This is a genomic window from Agarivorans sp. Toyoura001, from assembly GCF_005405585.1.
Classification (GTDB): domain Bacteria; phylum Pseudomonadota; class Gammaproteobacteria; order Enterobacterales; family Celerinatantimonadaceae; genus Agarivorans.
The window spans coordinates 27,656-48,638 of sequence record NZ_BJEQ01000006.1; the positions used below are offsets into that span (position 1 = coordinate 27,656).

Sequence of the window (20,983 nt, forward strand, 5' to 3'; positions counted from 1 at the left end):
TACAAAAACGTAGTGTTTACGCGAAATTATCTGCCTAATTCTGAAAATAGCTGATCTAAAACAAACGATTACGAAAAATAAGCACGAATTTGTTGCCACCAAATACCAAGTTTTTCATGCCATAAGGCATCGTAGCGATGGATAAATCGTGCGTCAGGCAAAAATTCATAAAGTTGTTGTTCTCCTTGAATTTCTTTACCCAAATAGTCTGTTGGAACCGGGCTAATATTGCTCGAATACTTATTAAAGTGTTTTAGCGCTCGTTGCATGTGGGTAGCGCTAGTCACCAAAGCAGTGGGTCGTTGCCCTATATAAGTCGCAATAACCGCGGCTTCTTGTTCAGTATCTCTCGCTTTAGGAATAGTGATGATGTTTGCCGGAGGAATGTTGGCTTGCTGCGCAACTTTCTCCATTAGCTCAGCGTTACTGTTAGGATCGCTGCCGCCATAACCTGACACAATTAAGCGACTTTGAGGATTAACTAAACTCAGCTCAATGCCTTTGATAATGCGAGCAAATGAAGAACGGCTGAGCTGTTCAGTGGGCGATAGCAGCGGGTCACTTATATGTCCTCCGCCTAGTACCACAACAAAATCAAAGCTATCTACTAATTGACTAGGGGGGAGCACCGCACGTTCTTTTTCTAACAATTGTTCATTAACCCACCACGGGTTACTGGTCACTATTAATATAAGCAAAGCAGGAAGCAACGTCGCTGCTGCACGATAAGGCCGTTTGGTTAAACCAAAGTAAAAAGAAAGTAACAAAAAAAACAACGAAATGTTGAGTGGCATCAACAGCGATCCCAGCCATTTTTTAACGATAAAACCTAAACTTAAGTCCATATAGTGGTTTCTCTCAAATGCGTTGTAGGCATCTTAATTGATTGTGGCTAATGGTGGAAATACGATTACTTAAAATTGACAAAAATAGATGCTTAAACCAAAAAAGTGCGTTAAATCAAAATTATCCCGATATTTTTTTCTGTCGCTAAAGACAGGTTTGGCTAGTTAGGGTAATCTTCGCTCAATACAGGTATGTAATTAGCAGTGAGGAAAATATGTTTGAGCGCGTAACCGCCGCCCCGGCAGATCCTATTCTAGGATTAACCGAAGCTTTTAAAGCTGATCCACGTCCCAACAAGATCAATCTTGGTGTTGGTATCTACAAAAACGAAGCGGGTCAAACCCCAGTTTTGGCCACCGTTAAGATTGCAGAAAAACAACTTTTAGAAAACGAAGCCACAAAGTCTTACCTCAGTATTGAAGGTAATCCAGCTTATGGCAGCGAAGTTCAAAAGTTATTGTTTGGCGAAAACAGCGAAATTGTAACCAGTCAGCGTGGATTTACCGCTCAATCACCAGGTGGAACCGGCGCGCTGCACAATGCAGCTGAGTTTGCCTACAACCATTTGGGTGTTCGTACTGTATGGGTGAGTAATCCAACTTGGGCAAACCACGGCAATATCTTTAAAGCCTTAGGCTTAGAAGTTAAAGCATACGATTACTACAATGCTGACACTAAAGATTTAGACTTTGACGCAATGCTAAGCTCGCTAGAACAAGTTGCCGAAGGTGACTTAGTGTTGTTCCACGGCTGTTGTCACAACCCTACCGGGATTGACCCAACAACCGAACAGTGGCAACAACTTGCTAGCTTAGCCGCCAGCAAAAAAATGCTACCTTTGTTCGACTTTGCATACCAAGGTTTTGCTAAGGGTGTTGAAGAAGACGCTGCTGGCCTGCGTATTTTTGCCAAAGAGATAAAAGAACTGCTAGTAGCAAGTTCATTTTCTAAAAACTTTGGTTTATACAACGAACGTGTTGGAGCCTTTACCTTAGTCGCTAGCGACAAAGAGCAAGGCGCAGTAGCATTTAGCCAAGTTAAAGCTGGGATTCGAGCGAACTACTCAAACCCGCCATCACATGGCGCGGCAGTAGTTACGACAATTTTGCAAAACCCAGAACTTAAAGCGCAATGGAATGCTGAAGTCGCTGACATGCGTGAGCGAATTAAAGAGATGCGTGATTTGTTTGTGGCAACTTTAGCTGCCAAAGGCGCAACGGGGGACTATAGCTTCATCCAACGTCAAAACGGTATGTTCTCGTTCTCTGGTTTAAGTAAAGAACAAGTCCAAATCTTAAAAGAAGAGCACGGTGTTTACATCGTAGGTTCTGGTCGTATCAGCGTAGCCGGTATGACTAAAAACAATATGGAAGCGCTTTGTGCGGCAATTGCTGCAGTAGTTTAAAGCTTTTTGGTTAAGCGCTAAGGCGCTTAACCAAACTTTCACCCCACCACTATATTTCTGCCTTTGTTCTTGGCTTTGTATAAAGCGTTATCAGCCTCTTTAATCACTTCTTCAGCGTTGGCGTGATGGCTAGCTTTTTCTGCCACACCTATGCTCACGGTAATCTGTACAGTATTTTTGGGTTTTGCTTCTTCGTCCCGAGCGGCTTTGTCACCTTTATCGCGATTGGTTTTATCACGAATGGCAAAGGGCGTTTCCGAGATTATTTCTCTAATATCATCTAAAAAGGCAAGTGCGTGATCGAGCTTTTTACCTTTGAATAATACTGTGAACTCTTCACCGCCATAACGAAACACTTGGCCGCCGCCTTCTATTTGGTCGAGTTTAGACGCCACCATTGCCAGCACGTCGTCGCCAACATCATGGCCGTAGGTATCGTTAAACTTTTTGAAGTGATCAATATCTACCATCGCTAAACTATAATTTTTAGACATACCAGCCAGTTTCTCAAACAACATGCGTCTGCCAAGTAAACCGGTTAGCTCGTCTCGGTAGGCTAACTCGTGTGAAGCGCTAAACCCGCTATACAACATAATTAGCATTGACGCCGCGAAGAACACTGAAGAAATCGCTTCTCTGTCGAGAAACGCCAAAGGAAAGACACTGGCGACAAAACTAAAAAACAAACCAATAGATAAACTGGTGGGCTGATTTAAAAAGCGAATAAAGGCCAATACCAAACACAATGTGGCTAAGCCAAGAGCGTGCAAGCTGATCACTAAGCCATCTAAAGGGCGAGGGGGAAACCACTCATCGATAATCCCAAGCAAATCAGTACTGAAGTAATTAATGCTGAGCGAGATAGCAGCTACTTGTATCAAAATAAAGCCGTAACTTAACCAAGCTCTGCGCGTTTTACTGCCGTTTTCTCTAATAAACTGGTTTAACACTAAGTTTAATGGGATGAATAGACAGATTAGCGTAAAGGCTGTTTTCGCCTCGGGCACGTCTAAAGGTTGCTGAAGATAATTGGAAATAATCCAGTAACTAAACGAGTTAACCATGACAACGGTAATAAGCTGCCGACGATTAAACTGTAAAGCCAACATAGCGGTAATAGCTGCTAAGCCGTAAGGCATCCAGTAAATGATGTCTCTTGTATTGCTAGACAAAGCTGAGTGCCAAATCAACATACCAGCAGCCACAGATAGTATGACTAGAGAAGGAAACACGTTGTAGCTAGTTAGGCGGCTTTCCATAGTTTTCAAGTAATTGAGTTTGAGTGGATTTTATCGAACTATTAATAGATTTTGAATCAATAACGTATGGATAATACGCTTAGCCTCTAAGTTTTTGCCAGCAACACCCTAATACTCTTTGATATTATGCAGTTGCTGTTCTAATTTTACTGTATCTAAAGAATATGGAGCGACGCATGAGTGACTTTCTTTTCATCGATGATATCGACGAACCAGCTGAAGAAGTTACCAAAGCAACCTGGAAATTACTTGTCATTGACGACGAAGCCGAAATTCACTCCGTTACTCGCTTAGTTTTATCTGACGTTGAAATAGATGGTTACAAATTGGAGTTTCTTTCTGCCTATAGTGCGGAAGAAGCGCAAAAAATCTTCCAAGAAAATGACGACATAGCCATCGCCTTAGTAGATGTGGTGATGGAAACTGACCATGCTGGCTTAGAGTTAGTGCGTTGGATCCGCGAAACCCATCAAAACCATGCTACTCGTTTGATTTTGCGAACAGGTCAACCAGGCCAAGCGCCAGAAGAATCGGTAATTAAAGATTACGATATCAATGATTACAAAAGTAAAACCGAACTCACGGCAACTAAATTAAAAACCATCACCTACTCAGCGATCCGTTCTTATCGAGACATACTGTTTATTGAACGTCATCGCACCGGTTTATTACAGGTTATCGAATCAACTTCTTTGGTATTGAAAAGTAAAACGCTATACCACTTTGGTTCAGCTGTACTCAAACAACTGGTTGAGCTTTTCCAGCTAGAAAGCTCCGCAATGTACATTACTACTCTTACCGAAGACGTATTGCGGCATCAGTCTTTTAACGTGTTAGCTGCTACCGGTGACTTTGTTACCAACGAACACAATGAATACGACTTTGACCAGAGCAAAATTCCAGACAACGTAAAAAGCTTGCTTAAGCGTGCGCTCGATGAGAAGAAAACCTTAGTAACCGAAGACTGCTACGTAGGTTTTTATCCAACCGATAGTCGCAGTGTGAGCTTGTTATATGTTCAACACGAGAAACCTTTAGACGACATTGAAAAAGGTTTGTTGGAAGTATTTGCTACTAATATTGCGTTAACCTTTGAAAATCTTACCATTAAAGAGGAAATTCAAGATACCCAAAAAGAGCTTATCTTTATTATTGGCGACGCCATTGAGCAACGTAGTAAAGAAACTGGGTCACACGTAAAACGCGTATCGTTAATCTGTGAGTTGATGGCGCAAAAGTTAGATTTTGATGCAGAGTTTGTTGAAGTGTTTAAACACGCGGCCCCATTGCACGACCTAGGAAAAATTGCCATACCTGAGTCTATATTGCATAAACCCGGTAAGTTAGATGCCGAAGAATGGAAAATCATGCAAACCCATGCCCAAATAGGTTATGACCTTTTGGCCGACTCAAATAAAATTATTGCTCGATTAGGCGCTGAAATCTCTCTATGTCACCACGAGAAATGGGATGGAACAGGATACCCTCGTCAGTTGGCCGGTGAAGATATACCATTAGTTGGCCGTATTATGGCGATAACCGACGTATTTGATGCGCTAGGGTCTAAACGTTCTTACAAAGAACCGTGGAGTAATGAAGAGATTAAAACCTTTATTACTGAGCAAAAAGGTAAACATTTCGATCCAAAACTGGTTGATATTTTGGTCGAAGATTTCGATGAATTTCTCGAAATAAGAAATACTTACCCAGATTAGCGCTAAGTTAGTTCTAGTTAACCTTTCTGATTGAGTTTTTGCTTAATTTAGCGCATGCTCCATAGATTACTTGCTTAGCCAATCTGGCTAAGCTTTTTTATGACTATGGGCACAATTGTGGCGCTAAAACCAACTATCTATAAGTTACGAATTTCACTGTCAGATTTGAATCGAAATTATTACGACACACTTAACTTAACCATTGCCCAACACCCCTCCGAAACCTTAGAACGAATGATGGCGCGCACCATGGCTTTTTGTCATAGCGCAGAACAAGGTTTAGAATTTACTAAAGGGCTTAGTGAAATAGAAGAACCAGATATTTGGTTAAAGTCTTTAGAAAACGACACCAAAGTATGGGTAGATGTAGGCGAACCGACACCAGAGCGCATGAAAAAGGCTTCTCGTTCAGCTGAGTTAGCTAAGGTATATACCTTTAACGCTAAGTCAGATACTTGGTGGCAGCAAACAGAAAATAAAGTTAATCAATTAGCGGTTCAGGTTTGGCAATTTGACTGGCAAGAAATAAGCACTTTAGCCTCTTTTGTTAAACGTACCATGGATCTATCGGTAACCATTACCGAAGAATCAGCTTACGTAACCTCAGACGACAATGAGATAGAAATTCACTGGCGCAGTTTAAAATAAGTTTAAACAAGGAAGCTTCGGCTTCCTTTTTTTATCCACAACATTTCTTGTACTTTTTACCACTGCCGCAGTGACAAGGATCATTACGTTTAGGCGTCGTAGCAAAAGTAGTAGTGGTTGGCTTGTTGAGCAAAACGTCTAAGGCTTGAGTATTTTCTTCCGATGACGCATCAACGATAACCTCAACCGCAAGTTGGTGTTCGTCTGCGAGTGCCACAACAGCCACTTTTCTCTCTTCGGTTTGAACAGTCAAATTCAATGGGTTTTCACTTGTGCCCAACTTTGCAGCTCGCTTGGTCGTAAAACCAAAACTTTCATACTTCGGCTTTTTCTCGATTCGGCCCTTATAAAAAAACTTAGACATAATTTCCCCAAAAAAGTAATTAGCAGCAGGCTTATACAGCATATGCATTGGCAAATAAACGGTAAATAATTGCACATAAGGATTTAGTCGCTAAAGCCTGATGTACATCAGTAAAACGCTTGCAGATTTGCGTTCAAACTCTTGTTAAAAAGTGACCAATAATTGTCTTCCTACTATGCTTAATAACATTAGCTTTATCATGGTTTTAACGCTTCGTTTTGTTGCTTGAGCATTTTTGAAGAAGGAAGATATATGTTTGCCAATCGTTTTACATTACAAACCCGGCTCATATTTGCCGTGCTGTTACCTTGTATAGCACTACTAGTTGTGGGGATGACAAGTTTAAACAGTATGTCCAAGATTCAACAAAAGGCGGAACAGTTGTATCTCAATACCTCTGCGCCGATGCGGTCGATGGGAGAGGTGGCGTCAAGAATACCGAGAATGCGTGTGGGTATAGATATGATGTTGTTACAGGAAACCTCTTTACGAGATAAAAAAGGTGTAACAACAAGGGTAAGAGAAACCCGCCAAGAAGACATTATAGAAATGCGAGAGGCATTTCAAAATGCGGTAGACGCTCAAGTTAATCGGCAACGCCGTAAAGAAGTAGAGCAACTGCTCCGTCAATTCGAGAATATGGTCAAAAATGAGCTAGAGCCCATGTTAGTCGCATTTGAAAAAAAGGACTTGAACACGGCGAAAGACATATATCAGAACAGATATGCTAAAACCTACGGCACAATGCGCAAAGAGACATCGGCAATTATGGACTCTTTGCTTGAGCAAGCTAAAGAGCAACACGAGCAAAGCTTAAGTAGCTACGCTAGCGGTCAGTTTTTAATGAGTATCATCATTGGCTTAGGCTTAATCATTTCGTTTGTTGTATCTTCCTATATTGTTCTTAGTTTGAAACGCCGAGTGGGCTATTTACAAACCACCATTGCTTCGGCTGCCGATAACATGGCACTAGACACTCGCATAGAGCTATCTGGAAATGATGAAATTAATGCCATTGGCACTAGTTTCAATAGCTTTATTTCTAAAATCCATCACGCAATAAAAGAAGTCGCCTCCAGTTCTAATGAACTTGCTAATACAGCAATAGAAGTTCAGCACCGAGCTCAATCAACGCAAACAAACTGTACGACTTCTCGAGATAGAACCGTACAGGTAGCCACCGCTATTCATGAATTAGGGGCAACGGTAGGTGAAATTGCTGGAAACGCCTCACAGGCTGCTGAAGTGGCCAAAGAAGCAACCCACCAATCTAAGCATGGCGGTGAAACTGTAGCCAATGTGCGAGAGCAGATTTCGGTGCTCACCGATGAGTTAGGCCAGGCTACTGAAGTAGTAGAATCGTTAGCTAACCAAGTAGGTGAAATCAGCTCTATTTTGGACACCATTCGCAGTATTTCTGATCAAACTAACTTACTCGCGCTCAATGCGGCCATTGAAGCTGCACGAGCTGGCGAACAAGGCCGAGGTTTTGCGGTTGTTGCAGACGAAGTAAGAAACCTAGCAAGCCGCTCTGCGGGCTCTACCGAAGAAATCCAGAACATGATTAATCGACTACAAGGCGAATCATCTCGGGCTGTAAATGCAATGTCTCAAGGGCGCGAACAGAGTTTACTAGTGGTAGAACAAGCTGAAAATGCCAACAACTCCTTGGTTCAGATCAGCGAGCATATAGAGCACATTAATGATCAAAACATTCAAGTGGCTACTGCAACAGAAGAGCAATCGAGCGTGGTGGGCGAAATCAATCGTAATGTTGAAGATATTAATCAGCTTACAGTAGAAACTGCCGACGTAGCCGAGCAACTAAACGACACCAGCAGCCACTTACAGCGCCTGTCTAATCAGCTTGATCAGTTAGTTGGCTCGTTCAAATTGTAGCTATAGGAGAGATTTTTACTCACCATATGTTGGTTAGCCGTGCTACAAGCAGGACTGACCAACAGAAGGTGTAAAGTTGCACATCTTTTCACAAGCCAAAAAAAGCCACTAAATCAATTAGTGGCAACAAAAGGCAAAATTGTTCAACTAGCATGTAGGTTAGGGGGGCAAGTAGATAAACTACTTAGTCCCTAGCAACTTAACAGAACGCGAGTACTGATTAGTTAAGTAAATTAAAGCACTTACTGGCTGATTTGGTTACTGTTACATTTAACAGTTTGACAAAGTTTATCCAATCAACTAGCAAGCTGTTTAGAACGGATTTATTGGCAAACCAAGCTGGGTTGGTCATTCAACAGCCAAGATATCCATCGCCTGCGGGAGTTTAAAACAAAACTTTCTTCAGTGTTTATCCCACTCACTAAGTATCCGTCTGCTGGCAAAGATTCGTCAGCGCGTCTAAATACCCAATTGTCACTTGTTACAGGTTTACCGATAAGTAGCTGATGATTTAACTGCGGATTTGTGATTGCGATCTCTAATCCTGTTTGTTTAACAATACCAATATGTGTTTTGGTTAAGTCTCCAATGGCAATAGGCATATCAATTGAACATTGTTCCCCGGCTTCATTAACAATCGAGTATTGCCCTTCGCCTACGCGCCCCTGTAACCAAAGCAAATTGCCTTCAGTTGTATGTTTTACCTTTAAAACACCCAACACTTTAAGAGGATTTAAATCAATAGTGGCTGCTTGCCCAGTAAACGCAGCAGCTATTAGTACTAATGTGAAAAGTATGTTTCTCATTATACGTACCTCATAGTTTGTGGTGGAATGACGCTAGACAAACACAGCAAATAAACGAGTAGAAAAGGCCCCGCAACGGGCAGTACAAATATCCAGCTCCACCAGCCAGGTTTACCTGCGTCATGTAAGCGGCGAACGATGGCTGCTAGCATCGGAATAAAACTAACAAGGTTGTAGGCGGTGTCTAGCCATTCTGCATTTGGCACGGTAATAGCCAATACAATAAGCGCCAAACAGATAAGACAGTGAATCAACATAAACATCCAAAACTCTTGTTTGGTTGAGTATCCCGAAAAATCAAAGTAACGCTGCCAAGCTGAAATATAAAAATTCATACACTTATTCCTATTGCTAAATGAGTAAGCCTTAGTGTGGCCATGTCTTCATCAAAAACGTCCTCAAACGGGTTTTAGTACGTGCTAAAACCTGTTTTTGTTGGTTAAGGGCTAGGTAATCAGCGCGCTAGCAGATATTGTTATGAGCAACCGTTTACAAATTTAGTACAGGTTTTTAATTAACTATGCTGGCTATCCCGGTGCCTTTTGTCGTGTCGTTATTGCTTAGTTTAATGGCGATAATTTTGTATGTGCGTTCACCAGACCAAGCTAAAACTAGCTGCTTGTTTTTGGCTGTGTGTGCAATAACCACAGCAATAGTTGGGCTACGTTGGACGGTAAATTGGCCCTTGTTGCAATATACACAGCCAGTTTTAGCGTCCTTAATACCTGTTATAGCTTGGTATTGTTTTACAAAGAGCAGCAGAACAACGCGGTTCTTAACGCTGCGCCACATACTAGGCCCAGCGTTAGTGTTATTAGCGGTATTAAGCCAAACTTTGTGGACTCCGCCTTTAGATGCCCTTATAACCTCTATATATGTAGTTTATGGCATAGCACTGTTACGCCATGCTAGCCAAAACACTTTGTTAATCAATATATCCTTAAGCCGTTGGGAAGGGGTAAAAAAAGCAGAACACCTAGCGGGTTGGATGCTCTTAGCATCAGCAGCTATAGACTCGATAGTATCTTTAGATTTCATGTTTAATCATGGCAGTTTTTCTTTGCTCATTGTGACTATTGGGCACCTTTTCTTACTACCGGTATTGTCTTTTGCGGTGGTCGTTATTGGCGTAAGCACGCCAAGCCAAGAAAAACACTCAGGGAGCAGTACATCAGAGGTTAGTGAAGAGAACTCCAATCAGGAAATGTTCGCGGAACAAGCACAAGATATAGTTAATCAATTAGAGCTGTTGTTGGATGGAAAAAAAATATACTTGGACCCAGATTTAACCTTGTCTAAGTTATCAAGAAAACTCATTATCCCTGCTAAAAAGATCTCAATTGCGGTAAACCTGATTCATAAGAAAAATATCTCTAAGTTAGTTAACGAATACCGTATTAAGCACGCGCAACGAAACTTGTTAAGTACCGACCATACCGTGACTCAGGTATTTATGAGCTCTGGTTTTCAGACAAAATCTAATTTTAACCGAGAGTTTTCTCGAATATCCGGTTGCACTCCCAGCGAGTATAGAAAGCAAAACAACACATAGCCTTCGCCAGTAATGTCAAAAGCAAATATGTTGCCTACAAACCAAGACCCTCTAACACCTTTCGTGGTTTGATAGGTCAAAGCCTTGGTTACTAATGAATTTTCATAAATTCAAAATCTCTAGTCTTTAACTGGGCTATGATTATTATTGTTTCTAATTATTACGGTTTTTCCACTTAGCCACGTTATCGAAGGGATTCAACAATGGCACTTTTAGACCTTAATCAAGCGTTAAGTAAACTGGTTAAGAAAGTTGATCAGATTGAAGGCATAGTAATAGAGCAGGGTACTGCTAAAGCATGGGATGCATTAGATAATGGTGCTAAAAAACTTCTTAGCAAAGTGGGTATTGATGCGGCCGAGCTTCGAAGTTTATTTTCGTTTGTTGATCAAGTTACTGCGGACCCCTCTCTTAAGCTCGCCACAGAAGAATGGAAGGTGCCGCTAGGCACTGGATTATCGGTTACTGGGCGCATTGGTGGTCACTTAATCATTGATCTTGTATTACCGACAGACAGTGAACAATACTCTGAGTTTCAGCAAGCCAACATGGCCTTAGTAGCCATAGACCAAGAGCTACAACTAGCAAACGGCGTAAGTGTTAACCTTCCGATTAAACTGCTCAATTTGGAAAATACTAGTGAGGCTAACCTTAAATGGCGGGCAAAAGTGGTTTGCGCTGTAGCGCATGACCAAAAGCTAATCAGCTTTTTAGGGCAATTGGTTAAGCAAAAAATGCCGCTGCTCTCAATAGAAAAACTAGCCAATGTTATAAACGCTCAGTATCCGAAACACGCTATGCAGGGTGTCATCATTCATCAAACTAGAGCTATTTCAAGTTCTACTACCGCAATATTGGGCCATGTTTGGAGTGTATCAAGCGGCAATAAAGTACTAGACATAAAAGTGAATACAAGTGCTGGCGTAGCGTTAAAAGCCAGCTATGCCTTCACTGGTGACTTCAAAATAGTGGTAAAACCGGCGGATGTGGGGCTCCAAATTGACGTTCACCAACTAAGCAACCATATACGCGACAAAGGCATAAGCCTGGACGCGATGGTAAACCTAGAGGGCTTAGATAAAGTTGCAGAGGCCTATTTAGCAACACCGTTGGAGCCATTAGATGGAGCCGCTAAAAAGCTTCAAGACTTGTTAGAAACTTATAAAGAGCCGGGTACATGGCTATTAGCGCAGTTTGACGATCACTTAGCGCAAGAGATCACCAGTGAAAACTGGCAAGATATCGCATTGTTGGTGGCGGATGGTAATAGTGATGGCTTATCTGCTGAAGTAGGAGCAGCCGTTAAACAGAAGTTGTCTTTAGCGTTAAGTGTAAAACACCTAGATTGGATGAGTCATCCAGGTGACGTATCCGAACAAATAACCCAATACTTGGAAGAAAACACCTTTTTAACCCCAGCCATGTTAGCTCGTCTAAAACTAAAAGATTTTGTGGGGAAAAGCTGTAACAAGGCTAAAGAGAGAGTATTGGACGAAATCTCATCCATCGCTGAACTCGCGCAAGATCAAGTAAAGCCTTTGCTCACTCCCCTAAAGCAGCTTAAAGACGCTAAAACCAAACTAAAAGGTCAGCTGAATAATCAGCAATTGGTAGAGGTGCTAACCGGTTGTGTTACTGCTTGGTTAGCGCAATATAACCAAGCGCGAACAACATTTAGCAAAGCAATCAAAAAAGCCGCCGATCTGCAGCTTGGTTTGTCGGTGTTTGGCTCCCATAGTCAACAAACTAACAATCAAGCCATGCTCAGTTTTAATTTGCTAAACACGAGTAGTGCTGTGTCGCAAAGCTTGTATCAAGATGTGCTATTAGGCAAACAACTTAATCTAGATGCACTACATGCTATGCAAAATAAAGGCAACTTAAGCCAATTATCTGGTTGGCTGGTTAAAAGCAGCAAAGTGTCTAAAAAGATTGGGCTTAAGCTTAACCTAGGCGATAGCTTTAGTTTCTCAGAGCACAGTTTCATAGAAAACATCGCTCAGGCTAAGGTTGATCACACTGGTCAACTGTTAGCGCTTAATGCAAAAAGCGTTGTTAGGCACACATCTAAAACACTTAAAGAAAGCAGAAGCGCAGAATTTGTTAGTGCTTTCGATGTATTAGCAGCACTTAAGTTTGGCGGCAGCCCCAATATAGGTATTGGATTAAGCTTTGAAGACAAAGGCGTAATGACCCCAGCAGAAATGCAACAATTTTTAGCTCCCTTAACTCAAGAACCATTGCCCTTAATTGACAATAAAAGCTACCTTTTAGCCTTAGACCGTTTCAAAGTACTTTGCGAAAGTAAGCAATTATCACGCTCAATCATCGAATGCCATTTAAGCTTAAGTCCTAAAGATATAGGTGCGTTAGCCAACGCAGACGCAGGCGAAATAGAAGCCAGTGCCATAGACTTACTCTACAACATGACGCTTTCTTCAGCAGAAAAAAAACAAATAGCATTTACCAGCAAAAATGCAGTGATTGGTAAACGGCAGCTTGAAGCGTTCTTGGAAGTAGATATCACCAGTTCTGCACCTTCAGGGGCCGAAACCTCATTCAAACTGCTACAAAATAAAGTAAGAAGTATATTAAAGAATGCTCAATGTTTGTCTCAGTTTGTAGCTATTTATGGCAAGCTAACTAAGCAAATCGAATCGGTAAACTCTAACGATCCTACAGCCTACATAAATATCGTTAACCGAGCGAATGAAGAGCTAATAGACACCATGCAATCGTTTATAAGGGTAAGAGGTTGGTTTAGTGGCTTGTTTACCGAAGCCCTTCCTAAAACAACAATGGTATTGTTGATTATTCTTGCCAAGTACCTAGGCAGAGACGAGCCGCTGCTAACACCGGTAATTTCATACGACCGCAGCGGCAAAACAGAAGTGTTATAGTCCTATTGCCGTGCAATCACTTTGCACAGTTGCACGGCTTAATAACTTCGTTCCCGCAAACTCTTTATTACATACCCAAATAACCGCGAATGTGGTCGCCAAATGCTTGGTAAACATCTTTGTCTGTCCAATACTGGGTGTGGCTCCACGGCGTATTACCGCTAATCAGTCCACCCACCTTTACACATTTATCCACTACAAATTGGTAGCTTGGTCCTAATTCATTTAGCGGCCAGCCGAGAAGGTCGTCGGCATCAAAATAATTAAGCCAACTAAATTGGGTACTGGGTCTGATAAAACACTCGCGTTGAGCCAAGCCACCTAAAAATAAGGGAATATTACAGCCCGTGGTAAACATCAATTTTACACGGTTGCCTTTTAGGTAGGCGAGTTTTCCATCATCAATGTTGCTAATAAAGTCGTTGTGGTTTTTATCCCATACTTGGGCATTACTTCTATTTAGCGCGTCCCAAAAGTAATTGGAAATGACCTGAGCCCCTAAGCTGTGGCAAATAATTACCACTGGCACGTTTAAGTTAAAACCACACTCATCCATGCCGGTAAACATTGCGCCCTGAACAGCCTTTATAATTTTCATGTAATCGTTGGTTTGCCTACGACCGGCTACTTCTAAACTGGTCGCGTCAGAAAACGAGTTCATAAAAAAGCGCCTACCATGGTTTGAAATGGTACTAAATCGATTGTGGTATTTACCCCAAATGTCACTAATCAGTTGGTCTTGCGGAGCTTGTAAGGCTGAGTAGTATTTCACTCGCTGAAAAGACACCTTGTTCATTACTTCTGAGCCAAGGTACTCGGTGAGTTTGTCTTCCAATCCATCTGCAAAGTTAGGTTTTCGTTGTCCCATTCCGTGTACGGCTAAAACAATGAGCTCTTTCATAACAATATCCTCTAGAAGAATTGATAAAATGTAAGAGGCTGCTGAACAGGGTATTCAGTAAAACTAGGCCTAATATAATTTTAGCCCATCTCACACCGTTCAAATTTGTACCTACGGCGACTATGTTTTACATCAATAAGATGGGTATTTAATTATGTTTGATTGGTGTTTGCGGCAGCGCTATTTAAGGTTGAGGTAACAACATACTGTTGAAACTTGAGGAGAAAAGCTTTTGATAAGTAGCCAATTACAATGATAAAAGAGCGATTACTTAAGTTTGCTTAATGTAGAGTATTTTTTTTATTCAAAGATCTATGCTGACCATTCGCTAAATAGCTAAGGTATTAGTCTACCTTAACAATTGCTTAGTTAATTACTTGTCTAGACACTCAATAAGCTGGTCATAAATCCATCACTTTTCCATCACCAAATCATAATACTTCCTCGTAACTATTGAATTCACTTCCTCAACAACAAACGAAAGTTTCGGTGAATCAAAATGTTTAATTGGATTAAGAAAACAGGCATGGCAGCCGCTTTAGTTCTTGCGTGTGCCTCACAAGCAAATGCAGAGACAGTAAAGCTAGCAGTAACAGATTTAGTAGGTCTTGAAGAGCTTCAGCGTGAGTTTGGCGCTTTTAAAGAAACCCTGTCTAAAGCCACAGGTTACGACATCGAGTTTTTACCTGTTACTAACCGTACGGCAGCGGTAGAGGCGCTACGTTTCAATAAAGTCGACTTTGTACTTACCGGCCCAGCCGAATACGTGGTTATGCAAAAACGCTCAAAGGCTAAAATTGTAGCCGGTTTCTCCCGCTCAGATTACTTTGCAGTAATCATCACCATGGCCGACAGCCCATACACTAACGCAGAGTCTCTAAAAGGAACCAAAATTGGTTTAGGTTCGGTGGGTTCAACCTCTAAACACCTTGGTCCTATTCAAGCACTTGCAGATGCCGGCCTTAACCCAGCAAACGACGTTGATGTGATTAATACCAAGGTTCCAGTTTTGTGGGAGTCATTGAAGAAGGGTGACGTAGCAGCTATTGGAATTAACCACTTAAAGTTTATCTCGCTACGTAACAAAGAGATTGAAAAAGGTGGCTTACAACCTGGAGAGTTTCGCGTTGTTGCACGTGGGCCAGATTTACCAAACGACGTATTAATGGCCGGCAGTCATGTAGAAGACAAAATGTTAGAAACCATGAAAAAGGCATTTGTTGAACACTCTGAGGAACTAGTAGCTGCCATATTAACCGGTGAAGACAACCAAAAGTACGCAGGCATGCGCTTTTTAACCGGCATTAAAGACAGTGATTACAACTACGTACGAGCAATGTACGCCACTGCCGGTTACCCAGAATACTCAGACTTTATTGGCGATTAGTCTATATGAGCAACTACGCCGCTGAGCCGACTACACTAGCCGATGCTAGTGTATCGGCAACTTCGCGCCTGCTCCAAGTGAGCGGGCTTACCAAAAGCTTTGATAACAGTAGCACTCCGATTTTTTCCGATGTTAGCTTTTCCATTTTTGCTTCACAGTCGGTTGCGCTTATTGGCTCCAACGGGGCAGGCAAAAGTACCTTATTGCGCTGTTGTTTAAGATTAATCGAACCCGATGCTGGTTCAATTGTTCTTGATGGCGAAACCATAGACAAAAAATCAGGCCGCCACCTAAGTAAAGCCAGAAACAAAGTGGGTTTTGTGTTTCAAAAACACTGCTTGGTTCCTCGCTTGTCTGCTTTGAGCAATGTGCTGCATGGCAACTTAGCCTATAGCCAAGGCCCCAGAAACTGGTTACAAGGTCTGGCAAAACAAGAAGCGCGAGAGCGTGCGATGGATTGCCTTAAGCAAGTTGGTTTAGCTCACCTTGCAAATAAACGCTGCGATCAACTGTCTGGCGGACAATCTCAACGCGTAGCGGTTGCACGGGCGCTAATGCAGCAACCCTCTATTTTGTTTGCCGACGAACCCACCGCCAGCTTAGATCCACAATCGGCGCAAGAGATCATGGAGCTGTTTAACGGCTTGGTGAAAAACCAAGGCCTAACCTTGTTTTTTGTCTCCCACAATATCGAACACGCGCTTAAATACGCCGACCGAGTTCTTGGTTTGCAAGAGCGAAAGTTGTCATTAGACAGTGCAACCCACACGCAAAGTCTACAAAGTTTGCGAGCATTTTATGGATAAGCAAAAAGAAAATAGCTTAATGAATAACGCAATTAATGGCCAAGCTACCTTAGACACGCCGATGCGGTTTGAGCGGCCCAGCATATTAACCCAAGTGTTATTTGCCTTATTTGTGCTGTTCTTTCTATGGTCTACCTCCAATGCGGGCTTGTCGATAAGCGAGTTATTGTCGGGCTTACCTAACATGGCCACAATTGGTGGTGAAATGATCCCCCCAGCTACCGATCGCGCATGGCCAATGGCAAATGCCATTTTAGTTACCTTTCAAATGGCCCTTGTAGGTACGGTAATTGGTATCGCGCTTAGTATTCCTATTGCCATTTTGGCGGCACGTAATGCTTCGCCGCATCCTATTGTGCGCCATGTTACTCGCTCGGTAGTCAGCTTTTTTCGAACCGTTCCAGATTTAGCATGGGCACTGTTTTTTGTTGCTTCCGTAGGCTTAGGCCCATTCGCTGGCACCTTAACCATTATTGTCGACACCATTGGTTTTTGCGCCCGTTTTTTTGCCGAGTCGATGGAAGAAGTAGACCCTGGTCCATCAGAAGCATTAGCGTCAATTGGTGCAAATCCTATCGACCGAATCGCCGTTGTTTTAATACCGGGTGCAATGCCTAGCTTCATAAACATTAGTCTGTTTTCTTTGGAAAAGGCGGTGCGCTCGTCGGTGGTTTTAGGCTTAGTTGGCGCGGGTGGAATAGGCGCTGAGTTAGCGGTTTCCATGGAGATGTTTCGCTACGACCAAGCAGCAATGATCGTGTTAATGATTTTTGTATTGGTGTTTGCAGTAGAGCAGTTTTCCTCCTCAACCCGCAATCGACTATTACGCCAAAGTAAATAAATACATAGCGCCAAGCAACTAAGCCTTGGCGACCCCAAGTAAACGAAATTGAGATAGCAAAAAGTAATGGATGATAAAAACGTAGTTATCGAAAACGTCATGTTGTTAAGCGAACAAGGTTGGAGCGACCCTAGCTGTGTATCTATTCAAAACGGAAAGATAAGCGCAATAGGGCAAGTGGCCGCAAATACTCACACCACCCATATCGATGCGCATGGCCAATACATGTTACCCGGCATTATCGATTTACACGGTGATGCCTTTGAACGCCACATTGCGCCTAGAGCAGGAACCCATTTCCCCTTAGAGCTAGCTTTAGCCGCTAACGATGCAAGCTTGGTGGCAAGTGGAATAACCACCTTTTATTACAGCATTACCGATGGTTTTGAGCCAGGCCCACGCAGTCGCGATACGGTGCGCGAGTTACTGCAAACGCTCGAGACTTTAATGCCTCGCTTTAGCTGCCAAGCGCGCATCCACATTCGCCACGAGAAAGTAAACGTAAAAAAGCACGAAGAGTTAGTTGATTGGATCTTAAGTGGCCGTATTCATCTTTTGTCGCTAAATGACCATTTACCACCACTAAACAACGAGCGCAAAATTCAGCGTTACCTTGCGGGTATGCGCAGGCGTGTCTCTATGTCGGTAGAAGACATTAATCAGTTTTTGTTAAACCTTCAGCAACATCGAGAATTGGGCGAGCAACAGGCGCAAGCCTTAGCCGAGATAGCCGCCAAGCAAGGCATTTCGCTTGCCTCCCACGATGACGAAACTTTAGAAGAAGTGGCTAAGTCGATTTCTTTAGGCGTCTCTATTGCCGAGTTCCCAATGTCGGAACTAGCCGCTAGAGAGTGTCAAAAAGGGGGAGCGGCAGTGCTAATGGGCTCTCCCAATCTAGTACGCGGCGGTTCTCACGTTGGAGCGATTAGCGTCAAAGAAGCAATCAAGCATGGCGTGGTAGATATACTGTGTAGCGACTACCACTATCCAAGCTTATTTAGTGCGCCTTTTACTGCAGTAAACACCAATAACTTGTCCTTGTACAAGTCTTGGAAGTTAGTCAGCGAAAACCCAGCCAAAGCCGCAGGGCTAGGGGATACTAAAGGTAAGATAGAACCAGGCTACGACGCCGACTTTATTCTGCTTAGCGAATTAGATGGCTCACCGTTATCTATTTCCTCCACTTGGGTTAAAGGCGCGCGAGTGTTTGCTAAAGCCAACAATCTAATGGGCGTTTGTTAGGAAACTAGTTAAGGCAAAAGCTAAGACTAGAACCGCCAAGAGGAAACGCAGTACCAAGCGAGAAACTAGCCGCTAAAAGCGTTTAAGTTGATTAAATAAAATAGCCCGCATCAGCAGGCTTTTTATGCACTTCGCAGCTATTCAAATTTCTATCAAATTTGGTGCTATATAACTGGAATCAAATAGGTTAACTATTTTATTATGTTGGAAATATGCAATTAGATTATCTTCTTAATGTCAATCATAGTAGAAAGACTAAATCATCATCATACTTATTCGTATAAGTTTCAGTCGTTAAATATACTTAATCTGGCGGCCATAGGGGCTTCTGATGTTTGGTTTTCATCTATGAACGAACTGAACGATCCATTTGAGGGGTTATCAAAAATTGAAGAAGTCGATGCTGATAGAGCCTTTTCTAATTCTATAGGCTGGTATGCTCAAGTTTTGGTGGATTTAAAAGGATATAGCTCTTCTGAAGCAATAAAAGAAGCTCAAGATAAATATCATTCAGATCCCCCTAGGTTTATTGAATTTGTAGAAGAGGAAGTCTCGAAAGGCTATGAAGGTGCTAAAGAATTCCAGCAGTCTCTTTCAGTTTACTCAGCAAGTTGGGATTTAAAAAATTCTCCCTTGATATCTAGCGTCTATAACATTTTGATGTGGTCACATTATGGTGATGGCCTAAAAGGATATTGTTTGAAATTTGACACAGCTTTACTACTAGATTCAATTAAACAGCTAAATTTGAATTGCAATGTTGGGCTAAGTCCAGTCAAGTACACATCTTCTTTAAGTGAGATTAGCAAATATCAATCACCTAAAAGTCTTTTAGAATCATTTGTGCACAAAGCTCTCAATAAAAGTGAACATTGGGAGTATGAAAGAGAAGTTCGGTTTTTATCAAACAAACACGGTCTCCATAAGTTCGATTCACTGGCCTTAAAAGAGGTATACATTGGGTCTAAGATGCCAAAGCAACATAGAGAATTACTGTTAAGTGTTTTAGCGCGAGTTTATTCTCATGTAAAAGTTTTTGAAGTAGGCTTCGATGCCTCAGCTTACAACTTGGTTGTAAAAGATTTACCTATGACCTTAGGGTTTAAGTTGACGTAATGCCGATAACAGTATTTACCGGCATTAGTAGATTTCCTCTACTTAAATGAAACAACCTTTGAATTAGATTGCTCCTCGACAATCCAGTCGGGGACTTTTGCTGCTCTACGATTATTTAGCCACTTCTGAGCTTACTCATGCTGCGATAAATCAAAAGCGGTTCATATTGCTTGTAGTAGCTCTAGTTTTAAATGTTGGCCGTAGTTGTAATAGTCCTTTTAGAAAACCTCTAATTTCCTCAGCCAGCCCAGTAGAAAAGGGCACTTGCTTGTGAGTTGTGTCAGCTTACCTTACAACCCTGCTTAAGGCGTTTTTTAAACTGGCGTGTTTTCATAGCCTTAACTATTGGTCGTGGTATTGCATCCCGCTTCAAATTGACAATTGTGTCAACTGGCATGTGCCAGTCAATTTTTGTATAAAAAGGGAATCGCATGAAATCTATTAAAATGCTGTCTGCATTGGTTTTAATAGCAAGCTCGTTTACTGCAAACGCCACCTTTATTAGTGGAGATTACACCCTGAACAATGGTAAGCAAGTAGCACTACAAGGGCTAGAATGGATGCCGCTTACTTACTCGCAAAGTTATTCTCGTTTATACGTTGAGGCCGATGGCGGATGGGTTGATCGCTTTGGCAATCAATGGCAACAAAATGATTGGCGCTACGCCACTCGTGCCGAAACGGCCACCTTACTTAACTCGTTGTGGGGTGGTAATTACCTTGGTTTTTCTAACGACAATTTTGCGGGTGCAACCTGGTTTATTGACCAACTAGGCGGCCTAGGCATAGATACTACACTTGGCCATAATCGAGTAGATCTTAAATTAACTAACGACGTTTGGCTTAACTATGACGTTTCACAGTTTTTGTTTGGTGAAGATCTAGAGTGTTCGGATGAACTTCGATTAAGCTGCATTGGAGAAGTAGGCATTGCAGATGGTTTTTATGATTCTATGGTAACCCGCAATATTCACACAGGATATGGCGTTTACATGCAAGCTTGGACTCCCTTAGGTTATTTTGATGACCTCTCCGGGGTAGATGCAGGCTTAAATAGTAACAACCGGGTTCGCTCTAAAAGCAACAGCAGTTCTATGCTTGGTTCGTTACTGGTAAGGCAACCCGCAATAGCCCAAGTACCAGAGCCAACAACATTGGTATTGTTGGCTTTCGTTTTATTCGGGGTTTGGTTAAAACGCCCTGGCCATTCAGCTAAGGCAATTAGCTAACAGCCAGTTTTAGTCAATTGATTATTGCTGTGTTTTAACTAGCCGCTCAGTGAGAGCGGCTAGTGTT

The 20,983-nt window shown here is 42.2% G+C and carries 18 protein-coding genes; 12 read left to right on the forward strand and 6 right to left on the reverse strand.

Annotated features, from left to right (window positions below; translation table 11 throughout):
• Nucleotides 1-68: 68 nt before the first annotated feature.
• Entirely contained in the window at nt 69-845 is a 777-nt protein-coding gene (locus tag FFR00_RS09420) for a YdcF family protein (RefSeq protein ID WP_137673147.1), read from the reverse strand.
• Between the two features lie 215 nt (nt 846-1,060).
• On the opposite strand from FFR00_RS09420, the gene FFR00_RS09425 reads away from it, so the two are divergent.
• Nucleotides 1,061-2,251 (forward strand): amino acid aminotransferase, encoded by a 1,191-nt coding sequence (locus FFR00_RS09425; protein ID WP_137673148.1) that lies wholly within the window; start codon nt 1,061-1,063, stop codon nt 2,249-2,251.
• Between the two features lie 38 nt (nt 2,252-2,289).
• On the opposite strand, the gene FFR00_RS09430 is transcribed toward FFR00_RS09425, so the two are convergent.
• A complete protein-coding gene (locus tag FFR00_RS09430) occupies nt 2,290-3,444 on the reverse strand; it encodes a GGDEF domain-containing protein (RefSeq protein ID WP_161985137.1) in 1,155 nt (384 codons plus the stop codon).
• Nucleotides 3,445-3,686: 242 nt separating this feature from the next.
• On the opposite strand from FFR00_RS09430, the gene FFR00_RS09435 reads away from it, so the two are divergent.
• Together FFR00_RS09435 and FFR00_RS09440 are read left to right on the forward strand one after the other, a co-directional pair.
• On the forward strand, nt 3,687-5,225 hold the full coding sequence (locus tag FFR00_RS09435; RefSeq protein WP_137673150.1) for a DUF3369 domain-containing protein: 1,539 nt from the start codon (nt 3,687-3,689) through the stop codon (nt 5,223-5,225).
• A gap of 117 nt (nt 5,226-5,342) precedes the next feature.
• Nucleotides 5,343-5,873 (forward strand): YaeQ family protein, encoded by a 531-nt coding sequence (locus tag FFR00_RS09440; RefSeq protein WP_137673303.1) that lies wholly within the window; start codon nt 5,343-5,345, stop codon nt 5,871-5,873.
• 31 nt (nt 5,874-5,904) lie between these two features.
• Here FFR00_RS09440 and FFR00_RS09445 read toward each other — a convergent pair whose 3' ends face one another.
• Entirely contained in the window at nt 5,905-6,240 is a 336-nt protein-coding gene (locus FFR00_RS09445; protein WP_201798728.1) for a PBPRA1643 family SWIM/SEC-C metal-binding motif protein, read from the reverse strand.
• A gap of 249 nt (nt 6,241-6,489) precedes the next feature.
• Here FFR00_RS09445 and FFR00_RS09450 point away from each other — a divergent pair, with 249 nt between their 5' ends.
• On the forward strand, nt 6,490-8,136 hold the full coding sequence (locus tag FFR00_RS09450) for a methyl-accepting chemotaxis protein (RefSeq protein WP_137673152.1): 1,647 nt from the start codon (nt 6,490-6,492) through the stop codon (nt 8,134-8,136).
• 323 nt (nt 8,137-8,459) lie between these two features.
• Here the strand turns inward: FFR00_RS09450 and FFR00_RS09455 are convergent, their stop codons facing one another.
• Together FFR00_RS09455 and FFR00_RS09460 are read right to left on the reverse strand one after the other, a co-directional pair.
• Nucleotides 8,460-8,942 (reverse strand): hypothetical protein, encoded by a 483-nt coding sequence (locus FFR00_RS09455; protein ID WP_201798724.1) that lies wholly within the window; start codon nt 8,940-8,942, stop codon nt 8,460-8,462.
• The gene (locus FFR00_RS09460; RefSeq protein ID WP_137673153.1) at nt 8,942-9,277 is read right to left on the reverse strand and encodes a DUF805 domain-containing protein; all 336 of its coding nucleotides are present in this window, start codon (nt 9,275-9,277) and stop codon (nt 8,942-8,944) included. The genes FFR00_RS09455 and FFR00_RS09460 overlap by 1 nt, the downstream gene beginning before the upstream one ends.
• Before the next feature lie 185 nt (nt 9,278-9,462).
• Between FFR00_RS09460 and FFR00_RS09465 the strand changes: the two genes are divergently transcribed.
• Nucleotides 9,463-10,494: an AraC family transcriptional regulator gene (locus FFR00_RS09465; RefSeq protein ID WP_137673154.1), complete on the forward strand. Its 1,032-nt coding sequence runs from the start codon at nt 9,463-9,465 to the stop codon at nt 10,492-10,494.
• Between the two features lie 203 nt (nt 10,495-10,697).
• Complete coding sequence (locus FFR00_RS09470; RefSeq protein ID WP_137673155.1) at nt 10,698-13,394, forward strand: hypothetical protein; 2,697 nt, start codon at nt 10,698-10,700, stop codon at nt 13,392-13,394.
• A gap of 67 nt (nt 13,395-13,461) precedes the next feature.
• Here FFR00_RS09470 and FFR00_RS09475 read toward each other — a convergent pair whose 3' ends face one another.
• Entirely contained in the window at nt 13,462-14,295 is an 834-nt protein-coding gene (locus FFR00_RS09475; protein WP_137673156.1) for a hypothetical protein, read from the reverse strand.
• 499 nt (nt 14,296-14,794) lie between these two features.
• Between FFR00_RS09475 and FFR00_RS09480 the strand changes: the two genes are divergently transcribed.
• From FFR00_RS09480 to FFR00_RS09505, 6 genes are all read left to right on the forward strand, one after another.
• A complete protein-coding gene (locus FFR00_RS09480; protein ID WP_137673157.1) occupies nt 14,795-15,682 on the forward strand; it encodes a PhnD/SsuA/transferrin family substrate-binding protein in 888 nt (295 codons plus the stop codon).
• A gap of 5 nt (nt 15,683-15,687) precedes the next feature.
• The gene (locus tag FFR00_RS09485; protein ID WP_235836200.1) at nt 15,688-16,488 is read left to right on the forward strand and encodes a phosphonate ABC transporter ATP-binding protein; all 801 of its coding nucleotides are present in this window, start codon (nt 15,688-15,690) and stop codon (nt 16,486-16,488) included.
• Nucleotides 16,481-17,329 carry a phosphonate ABC transporter, permease protein PhnE gene (phnE, locus tag FFR00_RS09490; protein ID WP_137673158.1) on the forward strand — a complete coding sequence of 283 codons (849 nt, stop codon included), beginning with the start codon at nt 16,481-16,483 and terminating at the stop codon, nt 17,327-17,329. Before FFR00_RS09485 ends, phnE begins: the two co-directional genes overlap by 8 nt.
• 66 nt (nt 17,330-17,395) lie before the next feature.
• Nucleotides 17,396-18,571, forward strand: coding sequence for an alpha-D-ribose 1-methylphosphonate 5-triphosphate diphosphatase (locus FFR00_RS09495; protein ID WP_137673159.1), 1,176 nt, complete (start codon nt 17,396-17,398; stop codon nt 18,569-18,571).
• A gap of 348 nt (nt 18,572-18,919) precedes the next feature.
• Nucleotides 18,920-19,687, forward strand: a complete 768-nt coding sequence (locus FFR00_RS09500) for a DUF2971 domain-containing protein (RefSeq protein WP_161985138.1) — start codon at nt 18,920-18,922, stop codon at nt 19,685-19,687.
• A gap of 431 nt (nt 19,688-20,118) precedes the next feature.
• Entirely contained in the window at nt 20,119-20,916 is a 798-nt protein-coding gene (locus FFR00_RS09505; RefSeq protein ID WP_137673161.1) for a PEP-CTERM sorting domain-containing protein, read from the forward strand.
• Nucleotides 20,917-20,983 lie beyond the last annotated feature (67 nt).